Here is a 15,122-nt window from a genome sequence, read left to right on the forward strand (position 1 = left end):
TTGAGTATTAAAACCTCGTCCATCTTGAAAAGAGGAGTTTTTCAAAAAGGACATTATGTAGGTTGGGTGGAACGGAGTGTAACCCAACATTAACCAGACTATAATGTTGGGTTTCGCTGTCGCTACACCCAACCTACAAAACTACAGTTCTCAAAGTAGACTTGGTTTAGCTTGAAAAATGAGCGTGATAGTGTAAGGGTTCACTATGAATAAATAACACTTTACAGACCGCTATTTTGCTAAAAACTCAGTTTTAACATATATTGCACCAGAGGTTAAATTACGATTAATCAAATCTCGATAACATAAGTATGATTTGCTGATTGATTTCTTTTTACCCTGGTTTTTACCTATTTCAATATTAGAGTATATGTCTTCCAAATGAAAAGTAGATACTTAAAAGTAAGGTAGTTACCAAAAAGATACTATAGAACTACTATTTGATTTTTGAAAAGATACGTAGGGTGCGTTACGAGAAGTGCTAACGCACCCTACCAATACCTAACTAAACAGTCTTAATTATTTAGCAGCAACTTTTTCTTTAGTTTTAGCAGTTGTCGTACCATTTTCTGATTTTAATTCTGCTGCTTGCAGATGAGCTTCTAAGAACCACAGCCGTTTGTCAATAGTGCGAGATACTTCGGTGTAAAGATCGGCTGTATCTGCATCACTCAAATCGTTGGTTGTGTCGATCGCTTGTCTGATGTGTTTAGCATAAGGTGCAAAGCGGTCTGCCAAGGCGGTAACATGTTGTATACCATCCAAAATATCAACTGGATATTCTGGCAAAATAGAATTAGCTGCTGCCATCCGGGCTGTACCACAAGCATAACCACCTAAAGCGGTGATTCTTTCCGCAAACATGTCAACGTACTCTTCTAACTCACCTGCAATTTCATCAAACAATTCGTGTAGTTGGTAGAAATCAGTTCCTTTGACGTTCCAGTGCGCCTGTTTTGTCTGGGTTTTGAGGTCTGTTGTTGCGGCTAGAGTTTGGTTAAGGAGTTCAACGAGTTTGACACGTGCATCAGCAGGAAGGTCAATACGGGTTGGATAAAGACGTGATGAAAGCTTATCAGCCATGGTCCTAACTCTCTTTTTTAGTTCTGTTGTTTTGGATCGACAAGACAAGTCTACAAATTCTACGCTGCTGTAAGAAACTCTCTGGCGACAGATGGTATTTTTATCTTGTCGCTATAAAATAATTGAATTCTAGTAGACACCCCCCCCTAACATCAAGAATGATGATTGTCTATTAAGTTAAATGTGCCACCGAAGAGGCGATCGCGTATCGCATCATTCTGCAAAAAGTCATGAGGAAAACCAAGTTCAACTTGACTAATTTGATTGAGACGTTGCAGATGTTCTGGTGACAGATGAATGTCAACACAAGCTAAATTATCTTGAATCTGCGATACTTTCCGCGCCCCAATAATAGGAATAATGACACCAGATTGAGCGCGTAACCAAGCCAGTGCGACTTGGGAGGGTGTGCGTCCAATTTCTTGGGCAACTTGGGTAACGACTTCGGCGATCGCTAAAGCACGGTCGGAAATATTTCCACCAGCAGTAGTTGCAAGTCGCCCTTGTTCATTACCATTACCCTGACTCTGATTGTATTTACCTGTTAATACGCCACCACCCAGAGGAGACCAGGGTAATACAGCTAAGTCAAAGGCTTTTGCCATTGGTAATAAGTCTCGCTCTGGAGTCCGCTGCAATAAATTATACTCAATTTGGAGAGCTACAAATGGTGTCCAGCCGTGGAAATGCGCCAAAGTATTAGCTTGAGCAACGACCCAAGCAGGTGCATCGGAAATGGCGATGTATAATACTTTTCCTTGACGTACAAGGTCATCAAAAGCACGCATGATTTCTTCGATAGGAGTCATAAAATCCCAAGCGTGCAACCAAAATAAATCTATATAGTCAGTGTTGAGGCGTTTTAAACTCCCTTCCAGCGACTCGATCATACTTTTGCGATGATTCCCACTACCATTGGGGTTGCTTTTGTGGTTATTCATCTGCACAGGAAACGAATACTTAGTTGCAACTACAAAGCGTTCCCGTTCCGAGGCGATGAATTCACCGACAATCTTTTCACTAGATCCATCGGTGTAACCATTAGCGGTATCAATAAAATTACCGCCAGCTTCGACAAAAGCATCAAAGACTTTGCGGCTTTCATCTTGGGACGCACCCCAACCCCAGTCTTCACCAAAAGTCATGGTTCCTAAGCAGAGCTCAGATACTCGTAACCCGCTTTTACCCAAGAGTTTATATCTCATGACTGCCCTCTTACTTGCCAAAATAGAGTTTAACGAATACCCGTATAATTTTCTTGTCTGTTCTTGCTAAAAATGCCAATATCTTACTTTTGGTGGATAGTAAAGACGCGAAATACGAAAGTCTCTACATTTTAACGACCAATGATTAATAGACCTCTTGCCCTCACCCTAAATCCCTCTCCCAAGCTTGGGAGAGGGACTTTTAAATTGACTCTCTTTCTCCGAAAATTAGGAGAAGGGATTGGGGATGAGGGCAAGTTTTGCATTCGTGCAAGAGGTCTAATGAGCAATGACTATGAACTACTACATAATCTATGACGGAAATTGCAATCTTTGCGTTACCTGGGTGCAACTGCTGGAAAATCTAGACAAAGGTAAGCTATTTCGTTACATTCCTATGCAAGATCACCAAACACTCCAAGAATGGGGAATTACACCTCAAGATTGTGAGTTGGGTGTGATTTTGATTAATGCTAATGCACCGGAACAACGTTGGCAAGGTAGTGCGGCGGCGGAAGAAATTGGCCGATTATTACCATTGGGTAGTGTGTTTGTCGATGCGTATCGGGCTTTACCTGGGGTGAAATGGACAGGCGATCGCATTTACGAACAAGTTCGCGACAATCGTTACAGTCTGTTTGGCAAGCGTCCTAGCACTTATCACTCAGTATATTGTGCTGAAAATAATTGCAAATTTTGAACTGAGTTATTTTGCAGGACAAAATATGCGAACCACACTAATTTTAATACGTTCGTAGTGAGGGCTTTAGCCCTCATTACAAACTTCCTTTTAAAGCTTAGAACGCTGTTGTTGATAATAGCCAACAACTTTTTGTACATAAGCACCAGTAAAACCACTATTACAGCCTGTATAATTACCAGTCATCCACCAACAAGCAGCCCCACGTACAGCACCAATTTCATTATTTTTACTAGCTGCGTACTGAGTATTCAACTCACGCCGCATAATACATGAAATAACTTGACGTGCCAATTCTGGACTATTTTCAAATTGTGTTGGTGTAACTTCTTTTTTCAAACAATTTCTTGACCAACCCTTAAGGGTTTCTGGTTTGACTTGCCAGTCGCTATAATAGCCATCATTGGCTTTACCTGTATTCGGTGCAGCTAGTCGTAATGCTTCCACCATCGCCGCAACTTGGGTATCAGATACCTGTTTTTGTGCCTGTGCTAGGGCTGGCAATGGTAAAATTCCTAAGCTGGCAATGACTCCCCACAGTAAAAATCGCATGTTCTTCCTCATCAATTCATCTGTTTTTGCAATACAAAAATTTCGCAATCTCGCGTATAAAAATGTAACAAATTCTGATTTCTTTAAGCTGACCGACCTTTTAGTTGATTGAGATCATCACCACTAATAAAGTAAGCTGCACCAAAACCAATCACAAAGCGTCCTTCTTTGGGAGTCAGCTTGAACATGCGAAAATCTTGTAAACCACTCAATACTTCCATGATTTCACCAAAACGAGCGTGAAAACTATTCATAATTTCATACCAAGTATCGGAGTCACGCTCGATCAAAGTTGCTGTACACTCAAAAGTTAACCGATGACGGGCAAAAATCTGCTCTGTTTTATCTTCGTCCTCGATCAACATTACACTAGCATGAGGATTAACAACTAAGTTTTGGGTGTGAGTTGACAGACCACTAATATATATATAGATGTTCTTGAACTCATCAATTACAAAAGGTGTGTAGCTTGCATTCGGTATTCCTTGCCCGTTAGCTGTGGCAATAATAGCACTTTGGAATTTTTGAATAAAAGCTTCGTATTCTATCTGGGCTTGTTCTAGATTGTTCATGAGAATAGATTACATTGGCATCTCCCTCATGTTGCCATTTCATTTGCTTCTATTTCAATTGACTTTTACTGATAACTGATAACTGTTAACTGTTAAAAAGATACTTTAACACTACTAGTTACACGTAAAACAGATTCTTGTTGAAATGTTTTTTTATAACTTGCTATGATTTCTTCAACTTTCTGATTTTGAATCTGGCTATTTTCATAAATCAAAATAACTAGCTTCGTTTTTTCCTTAGTTAGTTTGCCAGAATAGTCTAAATACTGTCCATAGACATCCATCACAGTGAGTCCATCCGGGAGGCGAGGTGTAATCACACGGTTCAAAAATAATTGCCATTCAGCCTCAGATACTGTCTTTCCTCCTGGTTTAGATAAACCAAAATACAACTCATCTTTCGTGAGAATCTTTACACTTGCGTGAGAAGTAGAGATTTGAGAAGATTGAGCGCGAACAAGAGTATTTGTATAGATAGGACTGATAAAAAGTAAACCTGTAATAATTAAACTGTTTAAACTTTTTTGCAAAGTAGTCATAATTTAGTATTGAAATCACTAAGCTATAGCTTCACGTTTTGATAGTCATGTTCCGATTTCTTTGAAAGATAAAAATCCCCGACTTTTTAGAAAAGTCGGGGATCTGTATAGTTTATAGCGCAATACGGTTCAGTTAAGAAGAAATGTAGGTTGGGTTGAGTGCAAGCGAAACCCAACAAAGCCTTGATAATGTTGGGTTTAGTTCCTCAACCCAACCTACGCTAGTTTTAGTTTTTAGCCTTAACTGAACCGTATTGGTTTATAGCGGAAGTCAAAATCACCCAATCACATTAACCAACATCATCATGGGCGTAGCGGTTAAAGAGGAAATCTAGGGCATAGTTACGCAATTTGTAGTACTGCGGATCTTCCATAATTCGGGATCTGTCACGGGGACGGGGGAAAGGAATTTCCATGACTTCGCCGATTTTAGCGCGGGGGCCATTGGTCATCATGACCAACTTATCCGCTAAAAATAGGGCTTCATCGATGTCATGGGTAATCATCAACACTGTGCAACGGTTTTCATTCCAAATTTTCAGCAATTCTTCCTGTAACTCTTCTTTAGTAATCGCATCCAACGCCCCGAAAGGTTCATCTAAAATCAAGACTTTAGGACGAATTGCCAAAGCACGAGCAATGGAAACCCGTTGTCTCATCCCACCTGACATTTGCGGGGGTTTTTTCTCCATAGCGTCACCCAGCCCCACCATAGCTAGGTGTTCTCTGACAATTGCTGATTTTTCCGCTTCCGGTTTGTTAGGATAAACCGCATTCACTGCGATATAAATATTTTCAAAAGCAGTCCGCCAAGGTAATAGGGCATAGTTTTGAAACACCACCATCCTATCTGGGCCGGGTTTAGTAATAGCTTTGCCTTCTAATAGTACCTGTCCATTAGTAGGATGGTTGAAACCCGATACCATATTGAGGAGAGTAGATTTACCACAACCAGAGTGACCGATAACGCAAATAAATTCTCCTTCACCAACGTTGAGGTTTACTCCATCCAATACGGTAAAAGGCCCATTTTTTGTCGGATAGACTTTGCTAACGTCTTTAATTTCTAAGTAAGGTTGACGATTAGAAGTTGCAGTCACTAAAGGTCTTCCCAGCGTATTTGTAGTGGTGTCAGTAATTGTAAAGTTACGGTTTTGCATGGTGGATAGGTAGGGGATTGGGGATTAGGGATTGGGGATTGGGGATTGGGGATTGGGCATGAATCAGTTATCAGTGATCAAATTAAACTGGTAACTGGTAACTGTTAACTGATAACTGATAACTGAGAAGTTGTCCCCATTGTCCTCATTGTCCCAAAATCAGGCTACTCTCCTAACTGGAGTGTCGAGAATAACTTCGGCAATTGAGAAATCGCGTTTAATTTTGAGGTTGTTAAGATAGGCGATGGGGTCATCGGCGTTAAAGTTGGTGCCATCGAACAGCTTGATTGGCTGACGGGTGTAATTGATGTCCATACCCAATTCGCGAGCGGCGGTACTAAACACACCGACTCGACATATACGTTCCACGATTTCTACCCAATTTCGAGGGAAAGGTACTTCACCCCAACGTGCTAGTTGGGTCATAATCCATATTTGTTCTGTGCGACTGGGGCGATTAATGGCAGACTCTCCGTAAAATTGGTGATGAGCATATTCCCGCAGGGGATGGTCTAAGTCACAGGTGGCGTTATTGGGATCTTCGATTTGGATATACTCCATATCGGTGCTGACATATTCCCGTCGCGCTAAGATTTGGCGAATTTCTTCGGCGTTTTCTGGACGCGAACAGTAATAGCAAGCTTCCAGTAGAGCTTTAGTGAGGGCAATATTGGTATTGGGATATGCAGTCGCCCAATCTTCCCGTACACCCAACACTTTACCTGGGTGTCCTAACCAAACTTCTAAGTCGGTGGCGATGGTAAAGCCACTACCTTCGGAAGCAGCACGGTAGTTCCAGGGTTCGCCTACACAATAACCGTCAATACTTCCAGCTTGCAAGTCGGCTACCATCTGGGCTGGGGGAATGGTTTTAATATCGACATCTGCGTCGGGGTCAACACCTCCAGCCGCTAGCCAATAACGTAACAGTAAACTGTGCATGGAGGAAGGATGTACCACTCCCATGATGTGCCGTTGGGTACGGGTACTCTTCAAGAATTGTTTAAATTCGGCAACGGTTTGTATACCTTGGTCGTAAAAGCGTTTTGCTAAGGTGATGGCGTTACCATTGCGTGTCATGGTGAGGGAAGTAACCACTGGGAGGGGTTGATTGTCATTTCCTCCCAGGGTTAACCACATCGGCATCCCAGAGGGCATTTGGGCTGCATCTAAATATCCGCCATTAATGCCATCGACGATACCACGCCAACTGGTTTCGCGGACTAAGTTTACATCATCTAAGCCGTGTTTAGCAAAAAAGCCTTTTTCTTTGGCTACCGCTAGAGGGGCGCAAGCTGTCAGAGGTACGAAGCCGATTTCGAGATTGACTTTTTCTAAACCATGCTTGGCAACAATTGTGGTTTTGCGGGCCCGAATTTTTTTGATACGTTTTTGTTGGTTGAGGAAGTAAATCATTTCACTTCGTAAACTGTAGTAGCTGGGATGTTCAACTACTTCCATGCGTTTACGGGGTCTGGGGATGTCTACTTCCAGAATGTTACCAATTTTTGATTCTGGCCCATTGGTAAGCATGACTATTCTGTCAGATAGCAGCACTGCTTCGTCTACATCGTGTGTCACCATGACGGCGGTAACTTCGTTTTCTTCGCAGATTTGCATTAATTGTTCTTGCAAGTTACCCCGTGTGAGGGCATCCAACGCACCAAAGGGTTCATCTAATAATAGTAACTTGGGGCGAATGGCTAAAGCACGAGCGATCGCAACTCGTTGTTTTTGTCCTCCTGATAACATTGTCGGAGGTTTTTCGGCATGGGGACGCAAACCCACCATGTCAATATGTTTTTCTACTATCGCCCGACGTTCTCCCGCAGGTAAATCCGCCATCACAGAATCTACTGCCAAGGCGATATTTTCTCTGACTGTTCGCCAAGGTAATAGTGAATAGTTTTGAAACACCACCATTCTATCTGGGCCTGGTTTGGTGATGCGTTTCCCTTCTAAGGTGACTAAACCTTCTGTTGGTAAATCCAAACCTGCAATCATATTTAATAAGGTGGATTTACCGCAACCAGAGTGACCAATTAAGGAAACAAATTCGCCTTTTTTAATTTGGAGGTCAATACCTTTGAGGGCAATATATTGTCCACCACCTGTGAGATTAAAAACTTTATCAATTTGGTCAACAGCAACGAATACACTCATTTGTCCTTAGTCCTTAGTCCTTAGTCCTTAGTCATTTGTTATTTGTCATTGGTCATTTGTTATTGGTATTTAATTCTTAGCCATTCATTATTTTTCAAATTTTTATTAATGACTAATGACTAATGACCAATGACCATTGACAATTAATTATTTTTGTTCTGCTGGCAAAATTAGTGTTTGAACCCAAGCCATGAGTTTATCTAACAACAGACCGACGATACCGATGTAAAACAAGGCTAGTATGACTTCGCTGACGTTGTTATTTTGATAAGCATCCCAGATGAAAAAGCCAATTCCCACAATCCCGGACATGACGATTTCCGCAGCAATAATTGCTAACCAAGCAAGACCGATCGCAATTCTCAAACCTGTAAAAATGTAGGGTAAAGCAGCAGGAATGAGAATATTCAAAAAGTAATCTTTTTTATTGAGTTGCAGAACCTTCGCGACGTTGTTGTAGTCTTGGGGAATTTGGGTGACGCCTACATAGGTATTGATTAAAATTGGCCAAATAGCGGTGATAAAAATCACGAACAATGCAGCAGGTTCGTTTTGTCTTAAAGCTGCCAAAGAAATAGGAACCCAAGCTAAAGGTGGTACGGTTCTTAATAGCTGGAACAAGGGGTCTAAAGCTTTGTGCATTGTTTTATTAATTCCGATGACAATGCCCACTGCAATACCAACAATTGCGGCTAGGGTGTAGCTAATTATAACTCGTTGGAGACTTGCCCAAATTTGCCAAAACAGACCCTTATCAATACCACCCTTATCATAAAAGGGATACATAATTAATATCCAGGTGTCTTGAATCACCTGTACTGGCCCTGGTAGTGTTGCTCCCGGAAGCAAACAAAATAATTGCCAGATAGCAAGAAAGACAATAATGGCAATAACAGGAGGTATAAGCTCAGGAAATTGTTTTTGTAGGCGGGATATTAAGCCATTATCTAAATTTGTATTATTACGTCTTCTGCTGGCTACTGTCATTGCTTTGTTCCTTTATTTGTTGATGCTTTGAGGATAGTAATTGGTGGTTAGTGGTTGATAGTTGGTGCTTGGTCATTCATTTGCTCTACTAACAACTAACAACTACAACTAACAAGTAACAACTAACTTAAACACTGACTTTTTTGATTTTCAAACTCTTCAAATATTCTTCTGGTTTTGCTGGATCAAACTTCACACCATCAAAGAATTCTTCGACGCCACGTGATGTACTTGTGGGGATGTCGGCGGCTGGTATTCCTGCTTCTTTTGCTGCTTCTTTCCAAATATCTTCACGGTTGACTTTATCAATTAATGTTTGGGCTTTTGCTAAATAATCTTTTGGTAAGAAACCCCAGCGAATATTTTCTACAATAAACCACAAATCATGACTCTTGTAGGGGTAAGAAACACTTCCTTTTCCATCTTTCCAATAGAATGCTGCCATTGATTTATCATCTATTTTGCGACCGTCTCCCATGTCATATTTGCCTTGGAATGGATCTGCAAGAATATCTGCGGGAAGGTTAAAATAGTTACGTGCTGCCAGAATTGTAGCAGCTTCTTTGCGGTTGTCAAAGTTATCCAACCACTGCTGTGCTTCCATAATCCCTTTAAGTAATGCTTTAGTCGCCTTGGGATTTTTATCAACCCAATCTGCACGCATGGCGAAGTATTCTTCGGGATGATTCTTCCAAATTTCTGCTGTCAATGCAGCCATGAAGCCGATTTTATCTTTAACGAGTCGATTGGGCCAGGGGTCGCCTGTACTGAAAGCGTCCATTGTACCTGTCTTCATGTTGGCGACTGTTTGGGCTGCTGGTACTGTCAACAGTTTGACATCTGCATCTGGGTCGATACCACCAGCAGCTAACCAATAACGAATCCATAAATCTTGATTGACGTGGGGGAAAGTAAATGCTGCGGTGAAGGGAGTTGATGATTTCAGTTGAGTAAACAGAGATTTCGCACTAGCGAGTTGTAAACTTATACCTTTTCCAAGATGTTTGTTGGCGATCGCAATTCCATTTCCGTGTGTAATTAACTGACACAATACATACATGGGAATTTTTTGATTGCCTTTGGTGATTAAACCTTCTGTAATTAAATGTGGCATAGGCATTTGCCATTGACCACCATCAATACCACCACCAGCCGAGCCAATTTCGACGTTATCCCGTGCTGAACCCCAAGAAGCTTGTTTGGAAAGTTCAACGTCAGTCATGCCATATTTAGCAAAAAAGCCTTTTTCTTTGGCAATAATCAAAGGCGCAGATTCTACAATCGGGATATATCCCAGTTTGACTGCTTTTGTTTCTGGTGCTAATTCCGGACTAATATTAGCAACTGGCTGTGCTGCTGACTGGGTTTGAGCATTACCCCCACCTGGTTCCGGTGGATTTCCCAAACAACCTTTGAGAAATACAGCACCCGCAGAAGCAGTAGCTGTAACTATAAACTTACGACGAGAGATTTGATTCAAAAAGTCTGACACAGTATCTCCTTTTAGTGGATTTCATCTTTGTATGTATGAAAAACTGGCACAGGAAACAATTTATGTTTCTTGTACAAAAAAACCTGTTTAAAACTATGCATGGTGATTTATATCAGCCCTTATCGTTCAAAAAAAGGCGACGGAAACCCCTTGTAAAAAGTTTGTGTTTGCAAATACAGCCGTGTGTATCTTACTGAAACAATCATTAAAGAATAATTAAACCTGATGAAAATAGCTTACAGCTTTTCGAGCCAAAGTAGTTAGTTTTGAAAGCATTTTTATTAAATAAATATTGGATTATTAAGATAAGTAAAAGTTTATATATGCGGTCAAGACATAGTTTGAGACATATTGATTATTTCAGTTCTTATGATCTCTATAAATTAAAATCTATGTTTAGTTCAACAAATATTAAGCTAACTAGTGGTCTATCCCATTAATTTTGATGAGTCGCAGGTGTTCAGATCCCCGATTTCTTTGAGAAATCGGGGATCTTGTTGTTCACGAATGATTTAGGAATGTCGTATCATAGATATTTACTAATGGAATGTTTTAGTTTTCTCTATGTCTACAGAAGATATTACAAAATATTAAATTAATTAGTTATTGTGGAGATTATTTGCATATTGATTTGGGCAAAACCTTGAACACTATTGAATTGTGAAAAGTTACGGTAGTCCCGCAGAGTATAACTTTAATATAGTGATGGAAACAGAGGAATCAACTTTAGCAACTTTAGAAGAGATTACTTTTGCTGATTTTCTGAAAGTAGATATTCGAGTTGGTCAAATTATTGAAGTCACAGATAACCTAAAGGCAAAACAACCGGCTTACGTACTGACGATAGATTTTGGCGAGTTGGGACACAAGACTAGTTCTGCACAAGTGACTCAAAACTATACAAAAGAGGAATTACTTAGAAAAATGTATGGTCATTTGTCATTGGTAAGGGTATGAGGCGTCTTCTCCCTTATCTCCCTTGTCCTCCGTGTCCCCCATGTCCCCCTTTCTAATTTTGAATTTTGTACGCCCTTGGCGTTCCCGAAGGGTATTTTGAATTGAGATGTCCCCCTTGTCTTCAAATCTGTTTGCCAATAATATAAATCGCTTTGACCACTTCTTGTGGCTGGCTTTGGGGGATGGCATGACCTGTGTTGGATACAATAACTAGTTGGGAGTGAGAAAGGCGATCGCGCAATCGGTAAGAATTTTCTTTGGCAGATATAAAATTATCAGCATCACCTACAACAATTAGAACTGGGACGTTAATCTCGCTGTAGCGTTTTTTCATTTCGTCTAACGCTGTTTGCAGGTTTTTACTGTCTTCTAGAGAAGCTTGAATTTGAATTGGTCTTGTCCACAATGCTTGTGCTGCTTTTAAATAATCGGCGTTTGCGGATTTAGGTAAAAATGCTTTCTTTAAGTACGTAAACAAAATATACCCTACTAAAACGGGTGGAATAAATTTGAGCAGAGTTTCCAAGAATGACGACTGAGCAAATCTTGCTAATGGCAAAAGTGCCTGATCAACTTTATAGGTAATAGCAGAAAAGAAAACAATACCCGCAACTTCGTCAGGATAACGCAGTGCATAGGCAAGAGCGATCGCACTACTTGCTGAATAAGCAACTAATATGGGTCTGTCGATCCCAAGTTTTTGTAAGGCGTTACGCAGTAATTGCGCTTGTACCTGTGGTGTGACTAAGTCTGGGCGATCGCTGTAACCATATCCAGGAAGATCAAAAGCGTAAACGCTATATTTTTGAGCAATGCGATCAATAGTTTCGGGTGGATAATCTTGCAAAAAACCAGGATTACCATGCAATAAAACTACCGCTTGACCGGAACCTTTGCAAACATAGTGTAATCTCACTCCAGCTACTTTTACATATTTTCCTTGGGGAGGAAAATATGCTTCCGCTTGTCGAATCGCTTGGTTTGTGTACCACTGGCAAGCGATCGCAACTACTATCAAAGTCCCCAACAGGGGTATCATAAGTATGAGCCAGAGCATTGATTTACCTTTGCAAATTTTCTGCTTTCAGCTACAGTCTACTGCCTCAGAAAAGTATCTGACAGTAATGCAACTAGACAGAAAAAATAAATAACAATTTTGTTTGTGCAAAAAATTTGGAAACTGGGGATTTTCTGTTGTAGTTGAGGATCGTAGCATCTATACTTCAAAGTATAATAATTATGACTCGTAATATCTACGCCTTACTAGTTGGCATTGACGAGTATATCAGTCCTGTCCCTCCACTTAAGGGCTGTGTTAATGACATCATGGCTGTCAAAGAGTATTTGGAAAAGCGTGTAAGTGAAGATGGATATCAGCTATATTTACGCACAGTACTAAATCAAAATGCTACTCGTCAGGCTATTATTGATGGTTTTCGTCAGCATCTATGTCAAGCTAATACTGAAGATGTGGCATTTTTTTACTTTGCAGGACATGGTAGTCAAGAGGAAGCCCCACAAGAGTTTTGGAGTTTGGAACCAGACAGATTAAATGAAACTTTAGTTTGTTACGACAGCCGAAGTCCGGGGGGTTGGGACTTGGCTGATAAAGAATTAGCAAAACTGATTGCAGAAGTAGCCGCAAACAATCCCCATATTGCCATGATTATGGATTGTTGCCACTCTGGTTCTGGGACTCGTGGTGATTTAGAAGCAGAAACAGCAGTTCGTCAAGCCCCCATCGACAGGCGCAAGCGGCCTTTAAACAGCTTTATTTTTTCCCTAGCAGAAGCTAGTCAACTTTCTGCTTCCCGTAGTTTAGAAGCAAATCCTACTGGCTGGAATTTTCCTAGAGGAAAACATATTTTCTTAGCAGCGTGTCTGGATAGTGAGTTAGCAAAAGAGTATAACGGAGATGGGCAAAGTCGAGGCGTGTTTTCTTACTTTTTGCTTGATACTTTAAAGAAAGCCAATGGTAATTTGACTTATCGAGATTTATTTAAACGCACTCATGCCCTAGTTCGTAGTAAAGTTACAGATCAATCTCCGCAAATAGAAGCAACTATTTTAAGTGAATTAGACCAACCGTTTTTAGGAGGAGCGATCGCCCGACACAATCCCTACTTTACTGTGTATTATCATCCACAGTACGATTGGGTAATTGACGGTGGTGCTGTACACGGGCTTCCTCAACCTGCGGGGAATGAGACAACCTTGTTAGCATTGTTTCCTTTTGACATACCTAATGAACAACTACAGCAATTGTCAGCAGCGATCGGTGAAGCTCAAGTATTAGAAATCATGCCGCAACTCAGTAAACTTCAAATTAGCGGTATTGACAACTTAGCACCAGAAATGACTTTTAAGGCAGTAGTCACCAGTTTACCCCTACCGCCCAAAGGTGTATTAATGTCAGGAGAAGCACCAGGATTAGAACTTGTTCGCTCTAAACTGCTGAGTGCAAGTTCCGGAAACCAGCCTTCTTTGTATATTCGTGAAGTTGCTACACCAGAAACTGCTGAGTTTAAGTTACTTGCCCGTGACGGTAAATATTTAATCACACGCCCAGCCGATGATCGTCCCTTAGTTGCTTCTATCCAAGGTTACACAAATGCTACAGCCTTGCAGGTGATTCAACGCTTAGAACATATTACCCGTTGGACAAATATTGTTGAACTCTCCAGCCCTGCTACCAGCCGCATTCGACCGGATGCCGTGCAAATGCTAATTTATCAAGAGGGACAAGAACTGCAAGATACTCAAATTCGGCTTGAGTACCGACAGGAAAATGGCAAATCGAAGAGTCCCACTTTTAAAGTCAAACTCAAAAATACCAGTCAAGAACCTTTGTACTGCGCCCTGTTGGATTTGACAGAACGCTACGCAGTCAGTGCAGGTTTATTTGATGGTGGAGGTATTTGGTTACAGCCAAAACAAGAAGCTTGGGCATTAGGTGGCAGAGAAATCTATGCCACAATCCCAGAAAAACTGTGGAGACAAGGAATGACACAGATGAAAGACGTTCTCAAACTGATTGTCAGCACCGCCGAATTTGATGCTACTTTACTTGAACAAGAAGAACTGGATTTGCCTTCTCGCTTAGTGAAACAAGCAAGCCGAGGTCAAGGAACGCTTAACCGTTTGATGAACAGAGTTTTATCTCGCAATCTTGTAGCCATGCCAGAAGAGGAAGAACTTTATGATGATTGGATTGCCAGTCAAATTGTGATTACAACTATACGTCCCTAATTCCTACATAAAATCGCACTACTACCCCGCTTTACCAAAAAAGGTGAAAAAACCCGGTTTTCTATGGTTTTTCCCGCTAATAAATCGAGTAACATTTGCATGGCAGAGCGGCCGATTTCCAACATTGGTTGGCAGACTGTCGTCAGTGACGGTGTAACATAACGAGAAAGAGCAATACCGTCAAATCCAACCAGACTTAAATCTTGAGGAATTGAAATACCTAGTTGCTGACAAGCCAACAAAGCGCCAATTGCTACCATATCGTTATAACAAAAAATGCCAGTTACCCCAGCAGTCAATAGTTGAGGTAACATCTTTTGTCCGGTATCAACATCGCTGATTCTTGTACAATCTGCATCATTAATTGCCACCCAGTCAGTAATTTATAGTAAACCAGCCTCACTCAGAGTATTCCGATATCCTTCTAAGCGCAGCTGGTTGGAACTGCTGCGATCGCCTACAC

14 protein-coding genes are annotated in these 15,122 nt (G+C 41.0%); 3 read left to right on the top strand and 11 right to left on the bottom strand.

The genetic code is table 11. The annotated features are described in order from the left end of the window. Window positions 1-519: 519 nt before the first annotated feature. Both dps and ACE1AT_RS16230 read right to left on the bottom strand, forming a co-directional pair. Window positions 520-1,083 (bottom strand): DNA starvation/stationary phase protection protein Dps, encoded by a 564-nt coding sequence (gene dps / locus ACE1AT_RS16225; protein ID WP_374870076.1) that lies wholly within the window; start codon window positions 1,081-1,083, stop codon window positions 520-522. 152 nt (window positions 1,084-1,235) lie between these two features. Next, on the bottom strand, window positions 1,236-2,288 hold the full coding sequence (locus ACE1AT_RS16230; RefSeq protein ID WP_374870078.1) for an aldo/keto reductase: 1,053 nt from the start codon (window positions 2,286-2,288) through the stop codon (window positions 1,236-1,238). Between the two features lie 295 nt (window positions 2,289-2,583). Between ACE1AT_RS16230 and ACE1AT_RS16235 the strand changes: the two genes are divergently transcribed. Continuing rightward, window positions 2,584-2,988 (top strand): thiol-disulfide oxidoreductase DCC family protein, encoded by a 405-nt coding sequence (locus tag ACE1AT_RS16235; RefSeq protein ID WP_374870080.1) that lies wholly within the window; start codon window positions 2,584-2,586, stop codon window positions 2,986-2,988. Window positions 2,989-3,078: 90 nt separating this feature from the next. On the opposite strand, the gene ACE1AT_RS16240 is transcribed toward ACE1AT_RS16235, so the two are convergent. From ACE1AT_RS16240 to ACE1AT_RS16270, 7 genes are all read right to left on the bottom strand, one after another. After that, complete coding sequence (locus ACE1AT_RS16240; protein WP_374870082.1) at window positions 3,079-3,540, bottom strand: hypothetical protein; 462 nt, start codon at window positions 3,538-3,540, stop codon at window positions 3,079-3,081. 83 nt (window positions 3,541-3,623) lie between these two features. Next, a complete protein-coding gene (locus ACE1AT_RS16245) occupies window positions 3,624-4,112 on the bottom strand; it encodes a HugZ family protein (RefSeq protein WP_374870083.1) in 489 nt (162 codons plus the stop codon). Window positions 4,113-4,204: 92 nt separating this feature from the next. After that, on the bottom strand, window positions 4,205-4,651 hold the full coding sequence (locus ACE1AT_RS16250; protein ID WP_374870085.1) for a DUF3574 domain-containing protein: 447 nt from the start codon (window positions 4,649-4,651) through the stop codon (window positions 4,205-4,207). 290 nt (window positions 4,652-4,941) lie between these two features. Beyond that, window positions 4,942-5,811 carry a nitrate ABC transporter ATP-binding protein gene (locus tag ACE1AT_RS16255; protein ID WP_374870087.1) on the bottom strand — a complete coding sequence of 290 codons (870 nt, stop codon included), beginning with the start codon at window positions 5,809-5,811 and terminating at the stop codon, window positions 4,942-4,944. Window positions 5,812-5,970: 159 nt separating this feature from the next. Continuing rightward, complete coding sequence (locus tag ACE1AT_RS16260) at window positions 5,971-7,974, bottom strand: nitrate ABC transporter ATP-binding protein (protein ID WP_374870089.1); 2,004 nt, start codon at window positions 7,972-7,974, stop codon at window positions 5,971-5,973. Window positions 7,975-8,121: 147 nt separating this feature from the next. Continuing rightward, window positions 8,122-8,961: a nitrate ABC transporter permease gene (ntrB, locus tag ACE1AT_RS16265; protein WP_374870091.1), complete on the bottom strand. Its 840-nt coding sequence runs from the start codon at window positions 8,959-8,961 to the stop codon at window positions 8,122-8,124. Window positions 8,962-9,088: 127 nt separating this feature from the next. Beyond that, window positions 9,089-10,453, bottom strand: coding sequence for a CmpA/NrtA family ABC transporter substrate-binding protein (locus tag ACE1AT_RS16270; RefSeq protein ID WP_374870093.1), 1,365 nt, complete (start codon window positions 10,451-10,453; stop codon window positions 9,089-9,091). 660 nt (window positions 10,454-11,113) lie between these two features. Here ACE1AT_RS16270 and ACE1AT_RS16275 point away from each other — a divergent pair. Continuing rightward, the gene (locus ACE1AT_RS16275; RefSeq protein WP_374870095.1) at window positions 11,114-11,410 is read left to right on the top strand and encodes a hypothetical protein; all 297 of its coding nucleotides are present in this window, start codon (window positions 11,114-11,116) and stop codon (window positions 11,408-11,410) included. 121 nt (window positions 11,411-11,531) lie between these two features. Here the strand turns inward: ACE1AT_RS16275 and ACE1AT_RS16280 are convergent, their stop codons facing one another. Further along, on the bottom strand, window positions 11,532-12,467 hold the full coding sequence (locus ACE1AT_RS16280; protein WP_374870097.1) for an alpha/beta fold hydrolase: 936 nt from the start codon (window positions 12,465-12,467) through the stop codon (window positions 11,532-11,534). A 182-nt stretch (window positions 12,468-12,649) separates the two neighbouring features. On the opposite strand from ACE1AT_RS16280, the gene ACE1AT_RS16285 reads away from it, so the two are divergent. Continuing rightward, entirely contained in the window at window positions 12,650-14,659 is a 2,010-nt protein-coding gene (locus ACE1AT_RS16285; RefSeq protein ID WP_374870099.1) for a caspase domain-containing protein, read from the top strand. Here the strand turns inward: ACE1AT_RS16285 and ACE1AT_RS16290 are convergent. After that, window positions 14,656-15,030 (bottom strand): LacI family DNA-binding transcriptional regulator, encoded by a 375-nt coding sequence (locus ACE1AT_RS16290; protein ID WP_374870101.1) that lies wholly within the window; start codon window positions 15,028-15,030, stop codon window positions 14,656-14,658. The genes ACE1AT_RS16285 and ACE1AT_RS16290 overlap by 4 nt on opposite strands. Window positions 15,031-15,122 lie beyond the last annotated feature (92 nt).

Source organism: Pelatocladus sp. BLCC-F211 (assembly GCF_041928655.1).
GTDB lineage: Bacteria > Cyanobacteriota > Cyanobacteriia > Cyanobacteriales > Nostocaceae > Pelatocladus.